General features: G+C 39.1%; 16 protein-coding genes. 4 read left to right on the top strand and 12 right to left on the bottom strand.

Annotation, left to right across the window (positions count from 1 at the left end):
• Positions 1 to 3: 3 nt before the first annotated feature.
• The 7 genes from VH441_RS04770 to trpB form a co-directional block, all read right to left on the bottom strand.
• Positions 4 to 1,716: a sensor histidine kinase gene (locus tag VH441_RS04770; protein WP_434352538.1), complete on the bottom strand. Its 1,713-nt coding sequence runs from the start codon at positions 1,714 to 1,716 to the stop codon at positions 4 to 6.
• A 46-nt stretch (positions 1,717 to 1,762) separates the two neighbouring features.
• Entirely contained in the window at positions 1,763 to 2,431 is a 669-nt protein-coding gene (locus tag VH441_RS04775; protein ID WP_434352539.1) for a response regulator, read from the bottom strand.
• 50 nt (positions 2,432 to 2,481) lie between these two features.
• Positions 2,482 to 3,237, bottom strand: a complete 756-nt coding sequence (locus VH441_RS04780) for a hypothetical protein (protein ID WP_434352540.1) — start codon at positions 3,235 to 3,237, stop codon at positions 2,482 to 2,484.
• A gap of 147 nt (positions 3,238 to 3,384) precedes the next feature.
• Entirely contained in the window at positions 3,385 to 4,170 is a 786-nt protein-coding gene (locus VH441_RS04785) for a PepSY domain-containing protein (RefSeq protein WP_434352541.1), read from the bottom strand.
• Positions 4,171 to 4,541: 371 nt separating this feature from the next.
• Entirely contained in the window at positions 4,542 to 5,879 is a 1,338-nt protein-coding gene (locus VH441_RS04790; protein WP_434352542.1) for a D-arabinono-1,4-lactone oxidase, read from the bottom strand.
• Positions 5,867 to 7,072 (bottom strand): alanine racemase, encoded by a 1,206-nt coding sequence (locus VH441_RS04795; protein ID WP_434352543.1) that lies wholly within the window; start codon positions 7,070 to 7,072, stop codon positions 5,867 to 5,869. Before VH441_RS04795 ends, VH441_RS04790 begins: the two co-directional genes overlap by 13 nt.
• Before the next feature lie 312 nt (positions 7,073 to 7,384).
• Positions 7,385 to 8,605, bottom strand: coding sequence for a tryptophan synthase subunit beta (gene trpB, locus VH441_RS04800; RefSeq protein WP_434352544.1), 1,221 nt, complete (start codon positions 8,603 to 8,605; stop codon positions 7,385 to 7,387).
• A 235-nt stretch (positions 8,606 to 8,840) separates the two neighbouring features.
• On the opposite strand from trpB, the gene VH441_RS04805 reads away from it, so the two are divergent.
• Together VH441_RS04805 and truD are read left to right on the top strand one after the other, a co-directional pair.
• Positions 8,841 to 9,176, top strand: coding sequence for a Trp family transcriptional regulator (locus VH441_RS04805; RefSeq protein WP_434352545.1), 336 nt, complete (start codon positions 8,841 to 8,843; stop codon positions 9,174 to 9,176).
• Between the two features lie 46 nt (positions 9,177 to 9,222).
• Positions 9,223 to 10,365, top strand: coding sequence for a tRNA pseudouridine(13) synthase TruD (truD, locus tag VH441_RS04810; protein WP_434352546.1), 1,143 nt, complete (start codon positions 9,223 to 9,225; stop codon positions 10,363 to 10,365).
• A gap of 197 nt (positions 10,366 to 10,562) precedes the next feature.
• Here truD and VH441_RS04815 read toward each other — a convergent pair whose 3' ends face one another.
• A complete protein-coding gene (locus VH441_RS04815; RefSeq protein ID WP_434352547.1) occupies positions 10,563 to 13,577 on the bottom strand; it encodes an insulinase family protein in 3,015 nt (1,004 codons plus the stop codon).
• Positions 13,578 to 13,948: 371 nt separating this feature from the next.
• Between VH441_RS04815 and VH441_RS04820 the strand changes: the two genes are divergently transcribed.
• On the top strand, positions 13,949 to 16,126 hold the full coding sequence (locus VH441_RS04820) for a TonB-dependent receptor domain-containing protein (protein WP_434352548.1): 2,178 nt from the start codon (positions 13,949 to 13,951) through the stop codon (positions 16,124 to 16,126).
• 87 nt (positions 16,127 to 16,213) lie between these two features.
• Here the strand turns inward: VH441_RS04820 and epmA are convergent, their stop codons facing one another.
• The 4 genes from epmA to VH441_RS04840 all read right to left on the bottom strand — a co-directional run bounded on the left by epmA (position 16,214) and on the right by VH441_RS04840 (position 21,294).
• Entirely contained in the window at positions 16,214 to 17,188 is a 975-nt protein-coding gene (gene epmA, locus VH441_RS04825; RefSeq protein ID WP_434352549.1) for an EF-P lysine aminoacylase EpmA, read from the bottom strand.
• Between the two features lie 76 nt (positions 17,189 to 17,264).
• Positions 17,265 to 18,866 (bottom strand): phosphoenolpyruvate carboxykinase (ATP), encoded by a 1,602-nt coding sequence (gene pckA / locus VH441_RS04830; RefSeq protein WP_434352550.1) that lies wholly within the window; start codon positions 18,864 to 18,866, stop codon positions 17,265 to 17,267.
• Between the two features lie 157 nt (positions 18,867 to 19,023).
• Positions 19,024 to 20,109: a 4-phosphoerythronate dehydrogenase gene (locus VH441_RS04835; RefSeq protein WP_434352551.1), complete on the bottom strand. Its 1,086-nt coding sequence runs from the start codon at positions 20,107 to 20,109 to the stop codon at positions 19,024 to 19,026.
• Positions 20,110 to 20,169: 60 nt separating this feature from the next.
• Positions 20,170 to 21,294: an AI-2E family transporter gene (locus VH441_RS04840; protein ID WP_434352552.1), complete on the bottom strand. Its 1,125-nt coding sequence runs from the start codon at positions 21,292 to 21,294 to the stop codon at positions 20,170 to 20,172.
• 266 nt (positions 21,295 to 21,560) lie between these two features.
• Between VH441_RS04840 and VH441_RS04845 the strand changes: the two genes are divergently transcribed.
• Entirely contained in the window at positions 21,561 to 22,970 is a 1,410-nt protein-coding gene (locus VH441_RS04845) for a WS/DGAT/MGAT family O-acyltransferase (RefSeq protein WP_434352553.1), read from the top strand.
• The last annotated feature ends 3 nt before the right edge of the window (positions 22,971 to 22,973 follow it).

Here is a 22,973-nt window from a genome sequence, read left to right on the forward strand (position 1 = left end):
TACTCACGCAAAAACCAAGGTCACCGTCAAGCCTTTAGCCTGCTCAGCTATATCATTGCTCTTGGTTGAAGATAGGGTTGGTGATAGATAAATATCCACACCTGCCTGCTGGCAAATTTGATAAACAATTGCCAACCCAAGCCCAGTTCCATTAATGCCTGCACTCTGCTGAGTAGAAGTATCACTGCGTTTAGAGTTTTCACCATCGCTAATCCGTACAAAAGGGGTAAATACTTCTTTATAAGATTTTGGCGCAATACCAACCCCTGTATCACAAATTTGCACCACAAGCCGAGCTGCCTGATTTACTAAATTTTCAATAGGCACATCATGAGTAATGCCAACCAGTTTATCCCCTTTATCTTTAGGTTGATTGTGGATAAGGGCATGACTATCTGTGATAGAAACCGTGACTTGCCCACTTGCTGGTGTATATAAAATGGCATTTTGTAATAAGTTTTTAAGCACCATCATTAATGAGGTTTCATCAATATTTACTTGCTGATAAAGCAAGTTATGTTTTGTGCCCTCAAGTTGGTTATTTACCTCTAGTTCAATTTGTTTATTATCTCCAATGGGTAATAACAACAATACCGCTTGGGTTAATACCGCCATTAAATCCGTTTTGCTGGATTCTAGTTGCTGGGCATCAATACGGGCTAGTGTCAATAATTGTTCTACAAGATGCTGGTTGTGGCTAACTCTGACTGCTAGCTTATCAATACCTTCTCTTATATTTTTTGCCTGAGCTACTGTCAAATCATTGGGTTTTGCCAAACGTTGCAAGCGCTGTACTTGCAATGATATTGCCGTTAAAGGAGAACGTAGCTCATGTGCTGAATCTGCCACAAAGCGTTGCTGTTGTTTAATATGTTGATTTACTTTGCCTAACAGTTGGTTGGTTTCTGTAACCAAGGGCTGTAGCTCTACAGGTACGACAACTTGCTTACCATCTTTGCCAATATCGATGGCACTTAGATCTTGCTCATCACGATTTGCTACCTGTTTAGACAACTGGCGCACTGGTTTAAACATGCGGTTTAGCAACCAAGGCAATAAAACTAACAATAATAAAATGCCTACCAGTACCGGCATGAAAGCCTGTATTGCCCCTGCTTTTGCCAGTTTTTCTTGTAAGCTTTGTTTTTGACGCACAATAATAATGCGATCTGGCATATTTAGCCTAAAACTACGCCAGTCTTCACCTTTTACATCCATTTTGCCAAAACCTTCTGGTAAATTTAGCAGATGTAAACTTTGGATACGCTTTAAATGATTAGGATTTAAATACTCAAGAGGTAAAGGGATGACATGCACCCTTATTTGCCCATCAGATTTACTATCAAATTGGCTAATAGCGGATACGTCATTACTTTCGATTGTCTCTTGTGTTGTATCAATAGGCAGATGGTTGTTTAAACCAATCGATGGTTTGTTATAGTCCCTTCTTTCTTCTTGTGTTTTTCTAAGATGTTCAATACGGTCAACCCTTCTTGCCAACCTGTTTTTTTTATCTTGCGATGGGTTTAAAGTACGGTTAATTGGACGCCTTGGGGGTGGCGCAGACGCAAACAACATGGCAATGTTTTTTAAATTATCATGCTGGAATTTGTTTAAATCATGATAAGTCTTAAAAAATGCAAAACTCCCTGCCAGCACAGCAACACATAACAAGCTTGTCGTTATCCAAGTCAGTAGTTGTTTTTGTAAAGACATGACTTCTCTCATTTTACCGGATTATAAATTATTTCAAACCCATCATTTACTGCAATTGGGCTTCACTAATATACCAGCCCATACCTCGCACATTTTTAATGCGTTTTTGCCCAACTTTTTTACGCAAGGCATGGATTAAAAACTCAATGGCATTACTCTCAACACCTGATGACCAGTCATAAATTGAATCCTCTAATGACGATTTAGAAAACACTTTTTCGGGCGCTGCCATAAAAGTAGAAAGTAGCATATACTCTTTTGCGGTTAACTCTATGCTCTCACCTGCTCGCTTTAAACGTTTATTTGCTATGTCTAGCTCTAAATCTGCCACTTTTAGCATGTTTTGAGTATGACCCTGCGCTCGACGAGCCAACACACGCATACGAGCCAAAAGCTCACCAAGTTCAAATGGTTTGGTAACATAATCGTCTGCCCCAGCATCCAACCCTTTAATACGGTCGGTTAGTTGGTCACGTGCCGTTAATATTAATACGGGCGTATCAATATTGGCTGAACGAATGGTTTGCAGCACATTCATACCATCAATTTCTGGCAAGCCCAAATCTAACAAAATTAGGTTATATTCTTGCACCTTTAGCGTTAAAATGGCATCTCGACCATCTTTAACCCAATCCACGGTATATGCCTCATCTTGCAGGCTCTCTTGCAAGCTTTCGCCAATTAATAAGTCGTCTTCAACCAATAAAACTCGCATTTTTGTCCTTTTTTTAGTAATGACTCGTGTATAAAACAGGCTAATAAGACTTAAAAACTACTATTAAAAAATGTTTCCAATTCATCTGTCATGGGTTTAAATTTAAAATGTTTTGGAACAAGCTGATCTAAAAGTGCTGTGTTATCTTGCCAATCCCCAACACATTGATGGTAATTAATTTGCTTACCATTGATTGCATTGTTAATCACAAGCGTCATATTATCGTCTTCTTGTTCAGAAAATCGGTACCAAAATTTATGATCTCGCATCGTTAACTCATAAACATCATTTGCATAAATAGCATAATAAGCCTCTTGAGTATACTGTTTTGCCTGTAGTTTTAATGTATTTTTATTTGGTTGATAGTTACCAAACCAAAACAGTAACTGATAGCCAATATCGGTTTTTTGCACTTGTAACCGAATCATTTCATCAACTTTTGAATCGGTAAAACACTCAAAAATAGTAAAAGGTTCATGCAAGGTTTTACCATCTTTAGTATCCGTTATCTGCTCGACAGTTTCCCAATCCATGCCGATAATTGGTGCATCTAGCACCACACTACCATACTCATTTAAATAATAGCCTTCTGGAATATTATTTAAGTCTTCAGTAGCAACAAAATCACTTTGTTTTGCCTCACTTAGGTCTACATAGGCTTCTGTTTCAACGACAGGCTCACCTTTACGATTTATAAAATGGGTTGAAACCTCCGCAACTGAAATATTGCTAACCGAAACACTTGCCATCATCAACATAGTGCAAATAGCCTTGTTGATGCCTGTTTTTTTTGTTTGTTTTATCATGCATTCACCTAATCCAATCTGACCTGACCTGACCTGACCTGACCTAAAAAATTAAATCAAAACCATCATGCGTAAAGACCGCCATAACTAAAGTATGACGGTTTTTTGGCTATTTAATCAAGATAAATGTGATACCTTAATGGGTTTTTAACGCATTTCACCTCGCTTACCCTGCTTACCGTGCTGCTGCATCATTTTTTGCATTTCCTGCATGCTTTTGGTATCGGTAACAGCCCCAGTTTGTGCGTCAACATTAACAAAGGTCACTTTACCATCATTAACAACTTTTACATGGTAGCTTGGCGTTGGGCGTTTAGTCGTATCCATTTGCTGCTTACCACGAGCCATGTGCTTACCATGATGACCTCGATGACCAGGTTTACCCTGCATACCAAACTTAGCACTCACAGCCTCACCACCTACTTTGCTTTGTGCTGTTTGCATTGCTTGCGTTAAACTCACCGCGGGTACTTGCATTAATGGACGATTTTTATCATTTGCATGACTACGGCGGTTATCAGGTTTTTTCATTTCCTCATTTGCCAATATTTTGCCAGAGCTTGCATCAACGTTAACATGGTAACCAATGCTTTTATCATTAATAAGCATCACATGGTAGCTTGGCGTTGTGGCATTGGCTGTTTGTGTTTGTTCAGCCTTATCACTGCGTTTGCCTTTGCCTGCGCTTCTATCCATTCTACTACCATAATGGATACCCACAGCTTTGGCATTAGCCACCTGTGACTGGGCAATAAGCACTGCTTGATTTGCATTAATTTTTGCATTTGCCGCTTCTATACTTTGCGTTACCATCATGTTGGTTCGGGTATCTGCTGAGTTTGATGCCGCTACCGCAGTTGTACCCACCCCACCTAACACGGCAAAACTCATTGCCGCTGCTAATATTTTTGTTTTTAAAGATAATGATTTCATGTCGAATCTCCAGTTTAAGGTTATTAAGTCATTTATTGCCAAGCAACCAAACAGCCAGTTGTTTGCACTCATTGCTTTTCGCAAGCTTGACGTTATCGTGTTTAAGTTTTTACAAACGATAGCGTTAAACTGCTTGGTATGTGTACGCTTGGTATATGTATATAGTACCGCCCTAAACATAGGAGAAACTTAGCAACAATTAAGATTAAGCATAGCGCACCTTTAAAATCGCTCATTTTTGTTATCACAATGTATACGATGTATAGTTAGCTTTCTTAATGCTCATCACTGCCTTTTTTACATAAAAAAAGATGAAGTCTGGCTTCATCTTTTAAATTGCGTAGTACTCGTTATTTAAAAAAAATCATAGGTTATTCACCTAAAAATTTTTCCTGCAAAAACTGGTTCATAAATACTCTATTTGGATCAAACTGTTCACGAATCGCCAAAAACTTGTCCATATTTGGATACAATGCTTTTAGTTCATCATGGGTTAATTTGTTAACTTTACCCCAATGTGGTCGACCTTCCCAAGCTTTCATTTCATTTTTTACCCAATCAAATAGAGGGTCAAAAGGGATGCCCTTATAAACATGAAACGACATAACCAATTTGTCTTTACCTTGTGTTGGGCTTAAAAATCCTGCCTCGCCTTTGTGCGTACGAACCTCAATTGGAAAATGAGACAAGCGAGTATCTTGCATTAATGCCTCATTAAAATAGCTTAAGCATGCTTGATATTTATCTATGTCTACAAAGTATTCTGATTCATTAAAAAACACACCGCGCGGTTTAGGGAAAACCTCATAGCTATAGCCTTGCCTTACCGTATTTGGGATATTGTCGGCAGATATTTTACTAACGGTTTTAATATACTTATGGTTTTTGCGTGCAAATTCTGACATCAAATAAAATGCCCCATTGAGCACCACCTTCCCCTCCATTTTGTCTTTAAAGTGCTGTATTTTGCTCATTGGCTTTGGTTCACAAACTTTAAGCACCTTTTGCTGTACTTTGTTTGTACCAGGGAACAAAAACCACTCCATATGACGCACATCTTGAGTAACCGCCATAAATTTTGCTAACGCATCATCAAACGCTAATGCTTCACTGCTTTCATGCAATCCATAAATTGGCACAACCTTCATGGTATATTCAACCATAATGCCAAGCATGCCAAGCGACAAATGCAGTGCGTTAGACAAATCATCATTCGTATTTGCATCAATACGGCTATGCGTATGCAGTTCACCACGCCCATCGACCCACTTCCAGCCCACAACTGGTTCTGCAACCGATCCAAGATTTATGCCTGTGCCATGTGTCGCGGTTGATACCGCACCAGCCACACTTTGGTTTTGTACGTCACCCATGTTAATCAGTGCTAAGCCGTGTTCCAAAAGTGCAGGACCAACCTCATGTAAATAAGTGCCTGCCTTGATGGTCACTTCCATTTTTTGCTTATCAACACTCACCAAACCACGCATATGGTGCAAACTAATGGCAATTTCTTCAGGTTTCGCAACAGGCGAAAACGAGTGCCCCGCACCTGTTACCCTAACTCTTTTACCATTAGCAGCTGCTTGACGCACGATTTCTTGCAACTGCTCGACCGAGTTTGGAGTTAGTTTTTGTTCTGGCGTTGCCTGCTCGTACCCTACCCAATTTTGCCAGGTTGAGCGACTATGCCAATCGGTTAATGAAAACATTTCCCTTGTCCTCTATACGTTTTAAATGTATCAACTTGTTTGCCATCTTTAAATACTAACAGCTCATTAAAATGCTCACAAAGCTCCCCTGCTTTTGCATGCCTTAGCCATATATTTTGCCCTATGTCTAACGGTTGTGAACGTTTTATTTTTATGGGCGTTTGCACCTCACCAAAGCCTTCATCTGCTAAGTACTCAAGTCCTTGAGGATATATAATGACAGGTTGTTTGTCTTTACCCATAGCGCCAGAAGCAATAAACCCACCACTTTGGCAAGTGATGGTATTTTTGTAGGGTTTACGCGTAACTGGCAATACAAAACCAGCGGCTGGCGTAAAACTTTGCATACTATCCATGTCAGAAAAATATCCAGGCATATAGTAGGCAGAACCAACGGCAATTTCGGTAATCTCTGGCTGGTTACATGTCCATTGTATGCTACCGCTACCGCCACCATTGACAATCTCCACCATCTGCTTAGTGGCTTGTAAAACTTTAACGCAGTCTTGCCTAAGTTTTGCAACATGACCTTTTGAACGAGCTTTTAACAAACGAATGATTGGCGCAAGCGCTTCTTTACCTTTTGCTGATTCTGCCAACCCTGCAATTTGCGCTTCATATCCCATCACACCAACAACCTGTGTGTTTACCACGTTACGATGCTTTTTAAGCAGACGTTTTAGTTTTTTGGCAGAAGTAATGGGCGATCGCTTAGTGCCAAAATATAGGGCAGGAAATTGAGTCGACAGGTTAACATCAATGCAAACACGCAAAGTAGTATTTAATGATTGCCCAATATCCTCCAACAGTTGCCATTGTTCTGAGCTATCAACCATCCATGTCATTTTTATTGTGTTATCTTGGTCATGGCTTTGCTTTTGGTGTTCTAAGACAGTTTGCTCACAAGCTAATATGGCTTGTGGATTCATTTGCGGATAAGCACACAATATATCACTAAATCCGTTTTTTATTAAAAACTGGCTCTCTAACGCATCATAACTCATTACCCCAACAAAATTTGGTGATTGCTTGGCAATATATTGAAGTACATCAATGTTCCGAATCGACTTTGAAGCAATCCTCAACTTTTTATTTTTTGTATGTTGGTTAACCAATGCGATGTTTGCATCTAATGCATCTAAGTCTAACCAGGCAGCAGGCGATAAAATTGAAGGGACTTGAGCAAAATTCACAACAACTTCCTTTTGTTAATAAACAGCTTATTTATAATTTATTAGTGGGATAATCCTTTATTAAAGCATAGTACCTGTTTTTTATAGCCGTAAGCAAACTTTTATCTAAACGCACCATTTTATAATGCCATATTGATAATAATCGCGCAGATACTAAACCTGATAGAATTAACATGAACCATAACAAACTATTAAAAAAACCCAACCAGCTATTATGCTGATTGAGTTTTTATTAACTAACGATGTACTTATAACCAATCATTAGCGTTTAAAACCGAATACTGTCTTGTAAAAATCGGTTGTGTTACTGATTTACGCTACATCAATTTTGGTTAATACATAGTCAATATCTTTATCACCACGTCCAGATAAATTCACTAATATTTTTTCATCTGGTGACATGGTTTTGGCAATCTTCATCGCATAGGCAACCGCATGCGAAGACTCTAATGCAGGGATGATACCTTCTAGACGAGATAGCGCCATAAATGCCTCTAAACATTCTTTGTCTGTTGCGGTTTCATAACTTACCAGACCTTCATCTTTTAAGTGTGAATGTTGTGGACCTACACCTGGATAGTCAAGTCCCGACGCGATTGAATGAACAGGTGCTGGTTCGCCATTTTCATCAAGCAAAACATAGCATTTGAAACCTTGAATTTCTCCCTTAACACCTTTGGTCATTGTGGCAGCATGATGATCGGTGTCTAAACCTTCACCAGCTGGCTCTACGCCCACTTTTTGCACACTGGCATCTTCAAAAAAGCCACTAAACAAACCGAGTGCATTAGAACCACCGCCAACACAAGCAATTACTTTGTCTGGTAATCCACCTGTGGTAGCAGTAAACTGCTCACGTGCTTCATGCCCAATCACTGACTGAAAGTAGCCAACCATTTCTGGATACGGTGCAGGACCAACAACCGAACCAATGGCAAACATGCTATTTTCTAAATCGCCTAAATACGCTTCAAAAGCACTGTCAACAGCTTCTTTTAATGTGCCTGCACCACGTGACACGGGCACAATTTTAGCACCCAAAATTTTCATACGGCTGACGTTTGGATGCTCTTTTTTAATATCGACCACACCCATGTGGATTTCGCACTCTAAGCCCATCAATGCAGCAGCAGTGGCCAGTGCAACACCATGTTGCCCTGCGCCCGTTTCGGCAATTACTTTTTTCTTACCCAGTTTTTTTGCCAATAAAACCTCGCCCAAACAATGGTTGATTTTATGCGCACCTGTGTGGTTTAAATCTTCACGCTTAAAATAAATTTGTGCACCACCACAGTTTTCGCTTAAGCGTTGTGCATGGTAAATAGGACTGGGGCGACCAATATAAGTGCTACGCAAACGCTTCATTTCTTTAATAAAGTCTTCATCGGCAATGATTTCATGAAATCCCTTTTCAATTTCATCCATTGCAATCGCCAATTGAGGATGCTCAATTTTGCCACCAAACTCACCAAATAAACCATTTTTATCAGGTAGTGTTGAATCATGTAAGCCGTAGTCTGCATCAAAAGCCATAATAAAACCTTAAAATTATTAAAAACGATAACATTCAAATAAGTTATATCTGAACCAAAATTTATTTCACTGTTCTAGTGTATTGATACAATCATTCTAATCAAACAAACATAATATATCAACCCCTTAAATGACTTTTTTAGCAACTTGACTAATTATGACAATTTATCTATGATTTCAATATACTAGAACATAAAACCACACCACCAATAAAACATTCATATAAGCAGAAATTATGACAAACAAAAACTCAAATTCTAAAGATGCATTAACGCCCGTTGGACTTGACTCTACCGACAATGCCTACCAGTATTTACTGATGCTATTGGCAAAAAATAACGATACAAAAAAACTATCACAAATACTTGAAGCCTTGTTAACAGACAAAGAGCAACGCGAGCTTGCTAATCGATTGCGTATTTTTGCTTTACTGCAAGAAGGGAGACCACAAAGAGAAATCAGTGAAAAACTGGGAGTTGGCATTGCTACGGTTTCTCGTGGTGCAAAGGCTTACCAACAACTGCAGGTTGATGAGTTATTGCCATCTTTGGCTAAAGATCTAACAAGATAAATTTTGCAAACCAAACTTAGCTCATCACCTATTTTAAGATACCATAATGCCAATTAATGACCACGCTGCTTTAACCAACACAAAACTTTTGCCACAACCCACAAAACCTGCCATTGTTTGTGCAAAATACAAATCCACCCCTCAAGACTTTATTGTAAATGAGATGCTAGTACTTGATTTTAGCAATCAAGGCGAGCACCTTTGGTTACTAATAAAAAAAATAGGACTTAACACAACCTATGTGGCAAATGCACTAGCAAAGTGGGCAAAAATACCAAGCAGAGATGTAGGCTACTCTGGTTTAAAAGACCGCCATGCCGTCACGACCCAATGGTTTAGTTTACGCATCCCAAAAGGTCAGCTGCCTGCAGATCCTTTTGTAATCAATGATATAGAACAAGGCGAGTTTGCAGAAGTTTTACAACAGCATTGGCACAGCAAAAAATTAAACCGTGGTAGCCATAAATTTAATCAATTTATCATTACTTTACGGAACGTTGAGGGTGATAAAGCTCAAATTGAGCAAGCATTATCTACAATAAAAAAACAAGGTGTGCCTAACTACTTTGGAGAACAACGATTTGGGCGTTATGGCAACAATATTACCAACGTTTTAGAGTGGTTTGAACAAGGCAGCATAGATGGCAAGCCTATCGAAACGACTGTAAAAAAAGGACGATTGAGTAAAAAAGAAAAACAAGCTGAACGTAAAAATCGCGAGCTAAAATCTATTTTGTTATCGGCAGCGCGTAGTGCTATTTTTAACCAAATATTGGCACAGCGCATACTAAATGAAAGCTGGCAAACTGGTTTAGATGGCGAGGTATTTAATCTATCAGGTTCTGGTTCGGTATTTGCTAGCATGCAAATGGATGATGAATTGCATGACCGAGTTGCAAAACAGGATATTCACCCAACGGGTTCAATGTGGGGAGTTTCAGATGACAATAGCGCCAAACCAACTGGAGTGGCAGCTAAACTAGAAGCTGAGGTTATCGCAAATTGTGCCACCTTACAGAAGTTGGCACAAGGCTTAGAAAGCAAAGAGTTAAAATCTGCACGCAGACCATTACGGCTTTTAGTACACAATTTAACTTGGCAATGGCTTGATGACCAAACATTAGTTTTAGACTTTAAACTGCCTGCAGGTAGTTTCGCTACCAGTGTTTTGGCAGGGTTGATACAGTAATCTATCTCTTCACTAATTTTATGGTTAATTGATTTAAAACTAAACAGTAAAAAGGGTATAAATTAACTGATTTAAAAATCAACTGCATAATGATAGTACATATACGTCATCAAATGTTTGAGACTTTTAATAGCTTTAATCAAGAACAAAAAAACCATCCTTAAATGGATGGTTTTTAGTTATAAACGCTTAACTAATCAACTGACTTTTTCTACCACAAAGCCCATTTTTTCTAGCTCATCTGCTTTATCAAATGGTGCAATACTTGCTTTGCAGTGTGGCTTATCAGTTAAATATGTTTTTGCCACACGTTGTAAATCGGCAAGGGTGACATCTAATATATTGGCACGCATTTGATTTTGCCATGCCTCACCTCGCCCATGCAAATCAGCAAAACATGCTTTTACTGCCTCCCCAGCTGGTGAGCCTGGTTTGTCCATGCCAGATACCACACCCAAAATGGCTTCTTCTAATTGAGCAGGTGTTTGTGGTGCTTCTAACAGCCAATCAACACTTACTTTAAAGTGCGCAAAGGTTTCTGCACAATGTGGATCACGGTAACTATAAAACTTAAAGGCGCTGGCATTTGAGTCGTAACTTGCGCCACCACCATAAGCACCACCTTTTTCACGAATCGCACTGTGTAGATAGCCATTTCGTAAATAAGGTCCTAACACCAACAAGGCAGCAGCATCTTCATGCCCTGCTGGCACAGCCTCATAACTGGCTGCATTGTGATAAACATTGGTTGCAACAAGCCATGCAATGTCATCGCTTTCTGCACGTGTTAAATTGACAGGGTCAATCAAGGGCTGCTCAGCAAATTCGGTCGGCACATTATTAGCCAAATTATTTAACTCACCATCATCTTTTAACTTAGCATCTAAAGGTTGCGCCCAACTTTGCTCAATTAACTGAGTAATGCGTGGTGCTTCTTCTGCTTCACACACAACAACGGCTTGCTTAGGTAAGCTAATAATGGCTTGATGCAATGCCATTAATGCTGTGGCAAGTTGTTCATACTGCTGTGCATCGTCTTCTGCTTTATCTAAAAATTGTTTTAATGAATGCAACGCAGGCAAACCACTACGCACATATTCAAGGTGCGATTGTCTGCTCATATTACGTGTTGCTGTTTGCATGGCATAAGCATGCCCAGCACGTGCAATGCGAGATTGCCAGCCAGTTTGTTTTTGTTTTAGCAACTCTTTAATGCGGTCATGCTCACTAAACACACTGTGGTTCATCACTTCTTTTAATAGCTCAATTGCCTCTGGCTTGCGTTTTAAAGCACGTGTTGCCACCACAAAATAACTATGGATGTTATCACTATCATCAATGCCAGTACGTTGGCTAATGCGGGCAGTAACCCCTGATGACATCGCTGCTTGTTTTGCCTGCATTTCTCTAGAGTCTAGGCTATCTGTACCCAATTCACTAATTAAACCAAGGTACAGTGGCAATAATGGGTGGTTAACAATATCATTTTGCTGAGGCTCACCTGCTTGCCCAATTAAAGGCACAATCACTTGGTAATAATACAAGCCATTGGTACCCGCTGTGTATTGATACAGCTTACTGGCTTGACCAGACAGTGCCACATTTATGACATCGCCTTTTTCAAACCGAATATTGGCAGGCACATCTTCTAAACCAACTTTGGGTAATAATGATAAATCATCTGGCGCCGCCTGACGCTCTGCTAATTCAGTTGCTTGCTGACGCAACGTGGTTTTATCTTCTTGGGTTAGACTTTGCTCTATTGCATCAAGGCGGGCTTGTTCTGCCTGCGCTTCTTGCTTGCCTTGGTTACTGTCTGGCACCAAACTCAAACGCACACGGTGTGGGTTATCAATTAAGTGTTCTTTTAGTAAACTTGGTAACCAAGTTGGATCTTTGACTTGCTCACGCAACCAATCAAGGTGCTCATTAATTTGCCACACATCAACAGGGTTGCCATCATGAATGGCGGTGCTAAAGGCTTCCATCATTAGGTTTAAGCCATAAGGCATAGAGTCACCACCAATGTGACGTTGGTCAATTTCAATTTGGTGTAAGATGGTTTCTATGGTTTCGTTGTCAATTTCTTCAGCTGCAAGTTGAATAAACAAGTCCATAATACCTTGCTCAACCGCTTCGGCATGTTCTGGCTCGCTGCCACGCACACCGGCATAAAAAACCATTTCATAATGGCTATCATCTAGCCCTAACATTGGCGTGGGCGCAACCGCATACGGATTGCTTTCTAAATAAGCCCGCAGCGGAGAGCCTGCATGCTCTACCAACACACCTTCAAGTAACCTGAGTGCCAAACGCTGGCGAGGGTCGGTAATGGTGGGTAGCAACCAAGCTAATACATGATGTGTTTGCTCTTTTGTTACTTCATCCACATGGTAGGTTTCAGTCACTTTAATTGGTGCATTTAGGCGTTCTTCTTTAACCGATGTATGTTTAACGCCCTTACCAAACTCGCTAAGCGCATCTTCATGTAATTTTGTCTGTACTTCAAGTGCAGGGATGTCGCCAAAACTCATAATCACCGCATTACTTGGATGATAATGGCTTTTATGAAATTGGAGTAATTCTTCATGCGTTAAGTCAGGGATGTCAGCAGGATCACCGCCCGAGTTATAATGATACGTTGTTGTTGGATATAGATGATGAGCAAGCGCATGGTAAAGTTGGTCAATCTCCCCACTCATAGCGCCTTTCATTTCATTAAACACAATGCCTTTAAATTGGGGCTTGTCATTGTCATCCAGCTCCACCCTAATGCCTTCTTGCGCAAAATCTAGGGGATGAATATTAGGGAAGAAAGACGCATCTAAGTAAACCGATAGTAAATTAAAAAAGTCTTTTTTATTTTGAGTTGCAAATGGGTATGCCGTCCAGTCAGAAGCCGTCATGGCATTCATAAAGGTGTTTAATGAGCGCTTAATCATCGAAAAAAACGGGTCACGTACTGGATATTTTGCCGAACCACATAAGGCGGTATGCTCTAAAACATGCGCCTCGCCTTTTGAATCCATTGGTTGGGTACGAAAGCCAACCAAGAATGCATTTTCATCACTTGGGTGGGCTAAATGATAGTGCATTGCCCCTGTTGTTTTATGTTCACAAATTAATACATCAATCGATAACGATTCGATTTTATGATGTTCAATCAGTTTAAAATCTGGGTGTAACGTTAAATTTGGTTGAAAGTTTGACATGTACTTCCTAATAAAATGAATGGTTTAACTAAAAATTTTTGGCTTTACTCTTGAACAAGAGCTTTGGCTGGACAACAGCACAACTTAAGTTGTGCTGTTTTTAACAATAAGCAGCTAAGTATATCCAATTTATGCTTAAAGTGCTATAGGTGTTATTGTAAATAACGCCATGTACTAATAATTTATCGATATGATTGACGATCTTTTAAATTCATTCTCTAGTTAACACATAGTGAAAGGACATCTCTAAACATTAAAAAGCTTACTAGGGTATTAATTCTTATTGTTTTTTATTGCAGTATTGTTTCTATTGGTGATAAAATGATAATGGTTATTATTTTCATTAATTATTTTATAGGTAGGAGCTTTTTATGAAAAAAACCATGTTGTCTAAATCTATTGCACTCTCTATTTTGTGTTTGGCAAGCCATGCAAATGCAACTAGCGAAGCAGAAACTTTCTGTAAAAATAGCAAAGATAAAACTCAATGTATTAAAAACTATAAATACATGCCAGAAACAACCCTAGATAAAATTACAATTACAGCAAACCGTACAAAAACAGATATGGTTGATTATTCTGGTCAAGTAAGTATTTTAGGAGAAAAGAAACTCTCTAAAGATACTAATATTGTTCAAAACTTAACACAAGTACCCGGTGTAGAATTTGGATTTGATTCAGGTCGCCAAATTGGTGAGCAATACCAAATTCGTGGTTACGGTTACCAATCTAATAATCGTGTAATTATTAAGCAGGATGGTGTAGAGCGAGATACCTCTTTATATTCTAACCATATTTCATCCTTTCGTACCGATCCCAACCTATTAAAACGTGTTGAAGTGGTAAAAGGTGGTTCGTCCGTATTACATGGCAGTGGTGCCATTGGCGGTATTGTTAGTATGGAAACTAAAGAAGCACGTGACTTTATTTCTGATGATGAAGAGACGGGAGTTACTCTAGGTGGTCGTTATGATTCAAACAACGCTCACAGCATGTATGTTGCTTTAGCTGCAGACCCTAATGATATACCTCTTGACTTTCTAGCTTATCACCGCAAACAAGATATTGGCGATACCACACTTGCCGGTAGGGGATATGCAAGTTATAAAACAATCGACAACGATGAAAACGTGAAAACAACTTATGCTAAAATCGGTTGGGACATTAATGATGAGAACCGAGTTGCCTTATCTTATTATGACTTTGATGAAAAGTTAGATACATCGTGGCAAACTCTTTACCACTGGGATGTAGATGAAGATGACCCAGTAAAAGGACATTTAGAACAAAAAGATTTAGTATTAACTTACAACTATGTGCCAAAAGATAATGAGCTCATTGACCTTGAGACCAAGGCCTACAGTAGTGAAGCATCATACTTTCGTTCATTTGATAAAAACAACCCAGAAGGTAACTATTATGTAAATAATGACGACCGTTGGGGTATCAACATCAAAAACTTATCCTTATTTGATACAGGCATTATTGATCATAGCCTAATTGTTGGGGCTGATTATCAAGACAGAGAAAATAGCTCAACTTTTTATTATAATAATAGTTTACGTGATTCTGGACCTACCAACCCTAATTATTTAAAAGACTTAGGCATTTATGTGCAAGACAAAATGGATATAGGGAAATTTACAACAACCATTGGAGCCCGATACGATAATTTTAAACGAAGTGGTACCGAAGGAGATGAATTTAAAGAAAACAACCTATCACCAAAAATTAGCATTGGTTATGAAATATTAGATGGCGTTCATCTAATTGGTGGTTATTCCGAGACTTTCCGTGCGCCAGTCCCTACCGAGACATCATCAAAAGGTCCCGTCAATCCACATTATTGGTATTTAACAAATGCCGACTTAAAGCCTGAAACTTTAAAAGAATATGAAATTGGCTTTGCAATTGATAAGCAAGGGATGATTAGCGATGATGATGAATTATTTTTTAAGGCCACCTATTTTGATGGCACAATCGAAGATATGATTTCAGTTCAGACAATGCCAGAACTTGGCAAACCACCCATAGTTGATAGGTATGGAGATTATCGCCAGTATGCTCAATATCAAAACGTTAGCTCTGTAAATCGTGAAGGCGTAGAAGTTGAAGGTAAATACATTAAGGGGCCTTGGAGTGTTGCAACTGGATTTGATCATCTAAGAATGACAAATGATGAAACAGATAAACGATTAAGAGCATCAACTAAAAAAACATACCTCAATTTTGGCTACTCAGATGATGAGTCTGGTGTAAGTACAGGCTTAAAGGTCACTCATTGGTTCCGACCACATCGCGACTTCTATAAATTTACAAGCCGAGGCAGGGAGTACGAATATGTTAATGAAGATTTTACCATCGCTGATGTATATGCAGGTTGGGATCCTGTAAACACAGGCAATGAATTTTTAGATGATGGGTTGAAACTAAACCTTGGTATTAATAATTTGTTTAACGACCAGCGTTTAAACCCCAATGTTCGTAGACCATCACTTATGTTAGGTAAAGCTCGTAATATATACGCAAGTGTAGAAAAACGATTCTAAACCACTGATAATCAATTGATAAAAGAGAAAGGTAAACGCTTTCTCTTTTTTAGTTCTCTTATAGTATTATCTTAAAATAGGTCGAAATTAAGCCCTACTACTGTTAAAACTAACCACATCATCAATCGAATTTGCACCAGTTGCTACCATCAACAACCTATCTACACCCACCGCAATGCCACTACAGGCTGGTAAGTCGTCACATGCAGCTAACAAGTTTTCATCAATTGGCATAATCGGCTTACCCAGTTTGGCACGCATTGCATTGTCTGCTTCAAACCGCTGCCTTAACGCTTGTCCATTGGCAAGCTCATCATACGCATTCGCAATTTCTATCCCGTTAATGTATAACTCAAAACGGCGAGCGACTTGATTACCTTCACCATCCGTTGCCATATTTGCTAAAGCTGCCGTAGCTGGTGGATAATCGATAATAATGGTTGGATTATCATAACCTAAATTTGGTTCAACAAAGTGGCTAAATAAAACATCTAACCAACCTTGGTGATCATCACCCAAGTTAATATTCAAACCTTTTTGTTTAGCAACCTCTTCAAGTTGCTTGGCTGTGGCTGTTAATGGATGTATCCCCACATGGTCAATAAAAGCATCCACATAGCGGTATTGTTTTAATGTTTGTGGTTTACCAAAAACAACCGCTAGCAATTCGCACAGCTCACCTGCTAAGTCATCTAGGCTAAAATTAGGACGATACCACTCTAGCATAGTAAATTCTATATTATGTTGCTTCCCAGTCTCATTATCTCTAAACACGGGGCAAATCTGATAAATTGGTACTTGCCAACTGGCAAGTAGCCGCTTCATCGCAAACTCTGGAGAAGTATGCAAATAGTAAGTCGTCGGCTTATCTAAATAGTTAACGTTTGCTGATACTGATTGTAAAAAGGTATCCGTGTTACCTGCTTGGCTAAGTAGCGGCGTTTGTACTTCTAACACATCACGCTGGGCAAAAAATTGACGTATGTTAGCGTACATCTCTGCCCTTTGTTTTGCCATGGCTAGGGTTAAACTCGGGTGGTAAGTTTTAGGAGTTTGCATCATATTAAAAAAACATCATTAGTAGCCGATAAAAAAGGCGAGCTTTTGCCCGCCTTTCAGTTAAACATTAGGTATTAGCTTAAATTGGTTTTGGCGCAGAAGCTAACAACTCATCATCTGCTTGGTCTGCATAATGGGCATCAAAGTTTTCAACATAACTTTGTGCCAATTTGTTTGCAACTTTAGCAAATGCTTCTTTATCTTTCCAACTATTTTCTGGCAATAAAATTTCTGCTGGTACGTCTGGGCATGCTGTTACAACTTCAAAGCCAAAACGTGGATCAGTTTGAGTTGGTGCATCAGCCAGTTGTTCATTATTAATAGCATCAACAATGGCACGTGAATATTTAAGTTTGATACGGTCACCAACACCATAGCCGCCACCAGCCCAACCCGTGTTAACCAACCAAACGTTTACGTTGTTTTCACGGATTTTTTCTGCCAATAATTCGGCATATTTAGTTGGGTGCCAAACCATAAACGGTGCACCAAAACAAGCTGAGAAGGTTGCTTCTGGCTCTGTTACGCCAACTTCTGTACCGGCAACTTTTGCAGTATAACCAGAGATAAAGTGATACATTGCTTGTGCTGGCGTTAATTTTGCTACTGGTGGCAATACACCAAAAGCATCACAAGTTAAAAAGATAACGTTTTTAGGCTGACCTGCCACACATGGCAAACGTGCATTATCGATATGCTCAATTGGATAGCACGCACGCGTGTTTTCGGTAATTGATACATCACTAAAATCAACAATATGTTCATTATTGATAACCACGTTTTCTAACACACTACCAAAACGGATGGCACGGTAAATATCAGGTTCTTTTTCTTCGGTTAAATCAATGGCTTTAGCGTAACAACCGCCTTCGATGTTAAACACACCTTGTTTTGTCCAAACATGCTCATCATCACCAACCAGCTCACGTGCTGGATCAGCTGATAAGGTTGTTTTACCTGTGCCAGACAAACCAAATAAGATGGTAGAGGTTTCTCCCCCTTTTTCTACAGTTGCCGAGCAATGCATTGGTAGCTCGCCTTGCAGTGGCATTAGGTAGTTCATAATAGTAAATACGCCTTTTTTCATTTCGCCTGCGTATTCTGTACCTAAAATAACCATTTCGCCAAGTTCAAATGACAATGCAACACTCGTTTCACTCGATACGCCTTCAACTGAGGTATCTGCGGCTTGTTCACCTGCATTGTAAATTACATAATCTGGTTCACCAAACGCTGCCAACTCTTCTGCTGTTGGGCGGATTAGCATGTTGTGCATGAATAATGCGTGATATGGGCGCGAAGTAATAACACGAATTTTTTTGCGGTAGCGGGTATCCCAACCTGCAAAACCGTCAACAACATAAACATTAGGGGCATCACTTAAAAAGTTTTTCGCAATTTCACGGTTTTTTGCAAAAGAATCCTCTGACAATGCAATATTGATATCACCCCACCAAATGTTATCTTTTGATTCAGCATTTTCTACTAGGCGTTTATCCGCAGGAGAGCGTCCTGTTTTTTCACCCGAAAAAGCAATCAAAGCACCTGAGTGTGCAAGGCATGCTTGCCTATCATTGCGAAAGGCTAATTGATATAAAACAGCTGGAGTAACATTGTGATAAGCGTCAACAAAAATACCATGGTTTGATAAATCTAGGGTTTTAATTGCATGTACTTCCATTAGGTTTCCTTAAGTGTTTACCATAAAATTTATGGCTGCTAATTATAACAATAATTTTGTGATATTTAAATAGAAAATGTACTAATAAATTAAAAAAATGTAGAGTTTTGTAAGGGTTTACCACTTCACTGTAACAGGCGTATTTTTAATCAATATTCTAAAATAACCATTCTCTTCTGAGATCATATTTTTTACGAAGTTCATCAAAGTCCTTGCCATCAATTTGGTTGCTCATTTGGTTTAAAACGCTTCGCAAATTTGCATCGTCTTGCATAATATTATAGTAATGACTCAATTTATCAGGTGCTTTTTTAAGGTCTGCCCAATGGTATGGATTAGCAGGCAATAAGTTTTGTATTTTTTGGCAAATAGGTAGATTAAAATGTTGGCAAAATGCCTCATAAATCATCTGTGTACCTCTTAACTTGCCTTCCACGCTATATCCTGCAATATGCGGTGTTGCAACAGCAAGTTTAGCAAGCAAGTCACCACTCACAATTGGTTCATGCTCAAAAACATCCAATACAATCTCACGCTGAGTATTAGCCTGATCAACAATTAAGGCATCTTCACTTACTACCCTTCCCCTTGATGAGTTAACAAGCAATGCATCTGTTTTCATACGTGCAAATGCATTTTCATCAATTAAATGGTGGGTCGGATATTTAGACTGCTTATTAGTTGTTAACGGCACATGCAGGCTAATTACATCACTTTGCTGTAACAGTTGTTGAAAACTGGCATTATTATAAAGTTGATTTGGCTGCAAAAAAGGGTCGTATCCGAGCACTTGCCAGCCTAAGTCATTGGCATAATTAGCAAGCGTACTGCCAATGTTGCCAAGCCCGATAACGCCAAGCGTGATTGGTTTTTGCCAGTATTGTGGTTTTAACGCTAGGATAGAAGTCAGCACATATTGCGCAACCGAATGTTTACTACAACCACTGGCATTCGCAAACGCAATGTTTTTTTGATTTAAATAGGCTTGGTCAATATGATCTGTGCCTATGGTTGCAGACCCCACATACTGCACAGTGTCTTGCTCGGCTAATAAAGATTCATTAACCAAAGTTACCGAACGGACAAGCAGCGCTTGAGGTTTAAGGGAGGTAAGCAACTCAGACGTAATTTCACGACCTGCCACGCTAACAATATTGACATCCACCCCCAAAATTTGTGGGTTAAAATAATCATCAAGATGTGAAATATTAGCATCGGCAACAATGGTTAAGGTTTTTGGCATTTGAATACTTTGAGCTGGAATACTTTGCATATTAATTATGGGTCTAAATAATGTTTAAAGTTATTGTGTTTTATCAACAGGTTTAAACTCTAGTGTTAATTGTTCAGAATGCTGCTTATAAAATACATCCGATTTATGATGGCTAATCCACTCACGCCACACTGCCAAAGCAATAGCAAGTACCACAGGTCCAATAAACAACCCAACAAATCCAAATGCAGTTAGCCCACCAAGCACACCAATAAAAATAATAATAAATGGAATGCTGGTTGCACCACTAATCACCATGGGTCTAATTAAATTATCTACCCAGCTAATGGCTAAAACACCCCAAACTGCCAAGCCAATCCCTTCAGTCGTATGCCCTTGGCTCATTAACCATAACGACACGCCACCCCAAGCAAACGGGGTACCAAAAGGGATAAGCGCCAACACAAAAGTGAGTAATACCAAAAACAGTGGATTTGGCGCATTGGCAAACAAATAGCCAATACCAGCCAATAAGGCTTGTGCAAGGGCAGTTAAACCAATGCCATAAACCACTGCCTGTGTTGTTTCGCCTACTGAATCAATATAGTCATCAATACGGTTACCAATAATATTACGTAACGCTTGGCGCACTTGCTTAACTAAGCTAATCCCGTCACGGTAAAAAAAGAACAAGGTCATAATTACCATGCCCATTTTTGCAAAATTGCGTAACACCGCATCCACAGCTACTTTGCCATAATACAAATGCTCCTGCACCCAAACCTTGATGATTTCCATAGTGCCTTCTGGGTCTTTATTGATTTCCCACAACGCATCTTTAATTTGCTGCCCTACGACGGGGATTTCTTTAATTTGTGACGGTAAATCTACATACCCAGCTTGGATACGGTGCAAAATCATGCCATACAAATCTACCGCTTCTTGCTGCAAAATAAAAATACCTACAAGCAATGGGATACCAATCATTAACGACACAAAAAATGTCATAATAAATGCGCTAAGATTACGACTTAATTTAACTTTAGTATAAAAAAAGTTATATAGTGGGAACGTCACATAAGCAATAATCGCTGCCCACAAAGCTGGGACAATAAAAAACTTAACCACACTAAAGCACAATATAAACAAAATTATTAACAAACTAATTGCTAACAATCTTTGAATAATAAGCTGTTTTGACCAGTTTTCTATCATTTTTTATGCCCAACTTTAAGTCTAGTCAAGTCATTTAAAGCTTGTCATGACTATGTTATTTTTTTATTTTAAAGGAATAGACATCATAACAAATTAAATAATGTTTTTTGTAATTTTTGCTTACAATTATGTCTGGATTATAAAAGAATCATTGATTTAGCAAAATTTATGTAATTATTTTGCTGTATCTGTTTGCCTTAAATAGCAAAGTGTTATAATCAAAGGCAATATTTACAATAACCAATTACAAGAACCCAGTAAAAACTATGCGTCTATTGTCTCTTATCGACCAACTTTTCATCCAATTAGAGTCTCGTACTCAGCCCATGCACGTTGGGGGGCTATTTTTATTTGAACCACCAGAAAATGCAGGCGATTGTTTTGCCTCTGAGCTTATGCAAAAAATGCAAACCACCAACACGCCACCAAACTTTCCTTTTAACCAAGTATTAGACAAATTGCTTTTTTGGCAAGATGACGAAAGCTTTGAGATATACCAGCATTTTAGGCATATTGCCTTGCCAAAACCAGCAAGGGTGAGAGAACTTTTACAATATGTATCATTAGAACATGGCAAGCTGCTCAATAAAGACAACCCAATGTGGGAGTGCCATATTATTGAAGGCATAGAGCCCGAGGTAAAAGGCAGACCCCATCGTTTTGCTTTATATTTTAAAATTCATCACTCATTGGTTGATGGTATTGCCGCCATGCGTTTAATGCAAAAGTCGTTATCGCATTCAAAAACAGAAGAAATGACCTTACCTCTATGGTCACTATTGACGCGCCATCGTAACCAAATTGATGCCATCTTGCCCATCAACAAACCCACAAAACAAATCATTAAAGAACAAATTAGCACCATACGCCCCGTATTTAAAGAGCTGAAAAACTCAGCCATACAGTTAACTGGCAAACACCCGCATTTTGTAAGCACGTTTGATGCTCCAGCCAGTATGCTCAACCAACGCATTACCGCATCACGCCGTCTTGCCACTCAGTCATACAACTTAGAGCGCTTTAAAAACTTATCAACACAATTAAAAGTTACCGTTAACGATGTGGTACTTGCTGTTTGTGCCGGTGCCCTACGCAACTACTTAATAGAAAATGATGACTTACCCAAAAAACCATTAATTGCATTTGTGCCCATCTCATTACGTAAAGATAAAAGTGCAAGTGGTAACCAGCTTTCTTTTATTTTGGCAAACTTAGGCACACATTTGCATAACCCATTAGACAGGCTGCAAACCATCCACAAAAGTATGAATGATGGCAAACGTCGTTTTAGCCGTATGACGCAAGCTGAAGTCATTAACTACAGCTTAGTTGCCTACAGTTGGGCTATGCTAAATTTAATGACCAGTGTCTACCCTAAAAAACAAGCCTTTAATCTGATTATCTCTAACGTGCCTGGATCAAATAAGCCCCTTTATTGGAATGGTGCAAAACTACAAGCACTCTACCCTGCTTCTATTTTAATGAACGGACAAGCCCTAAACATTACCCTTGCCACTTATGTCGATAAAATCGAGTTTGGCATAACCGCTTGTGATGATGTGTTGCCGCATATACAAAATATGCTAAAACTAATTGAGCAAGAGATTTGTGCGCTTGAAGAATTAACGGCCAAAACACAACCAAAATTACGTATAACCAATAAAGCAGAAACATAGACA

Source organism: Psychrobacter sp. HD31 (assembly GCF_051097895.1).
Classification (GTDB): Bacteria; Pseudomonadota; Gammaproteobacteria; order Pseudomonadales; family Moraxellaceae; genus Psychrobacter.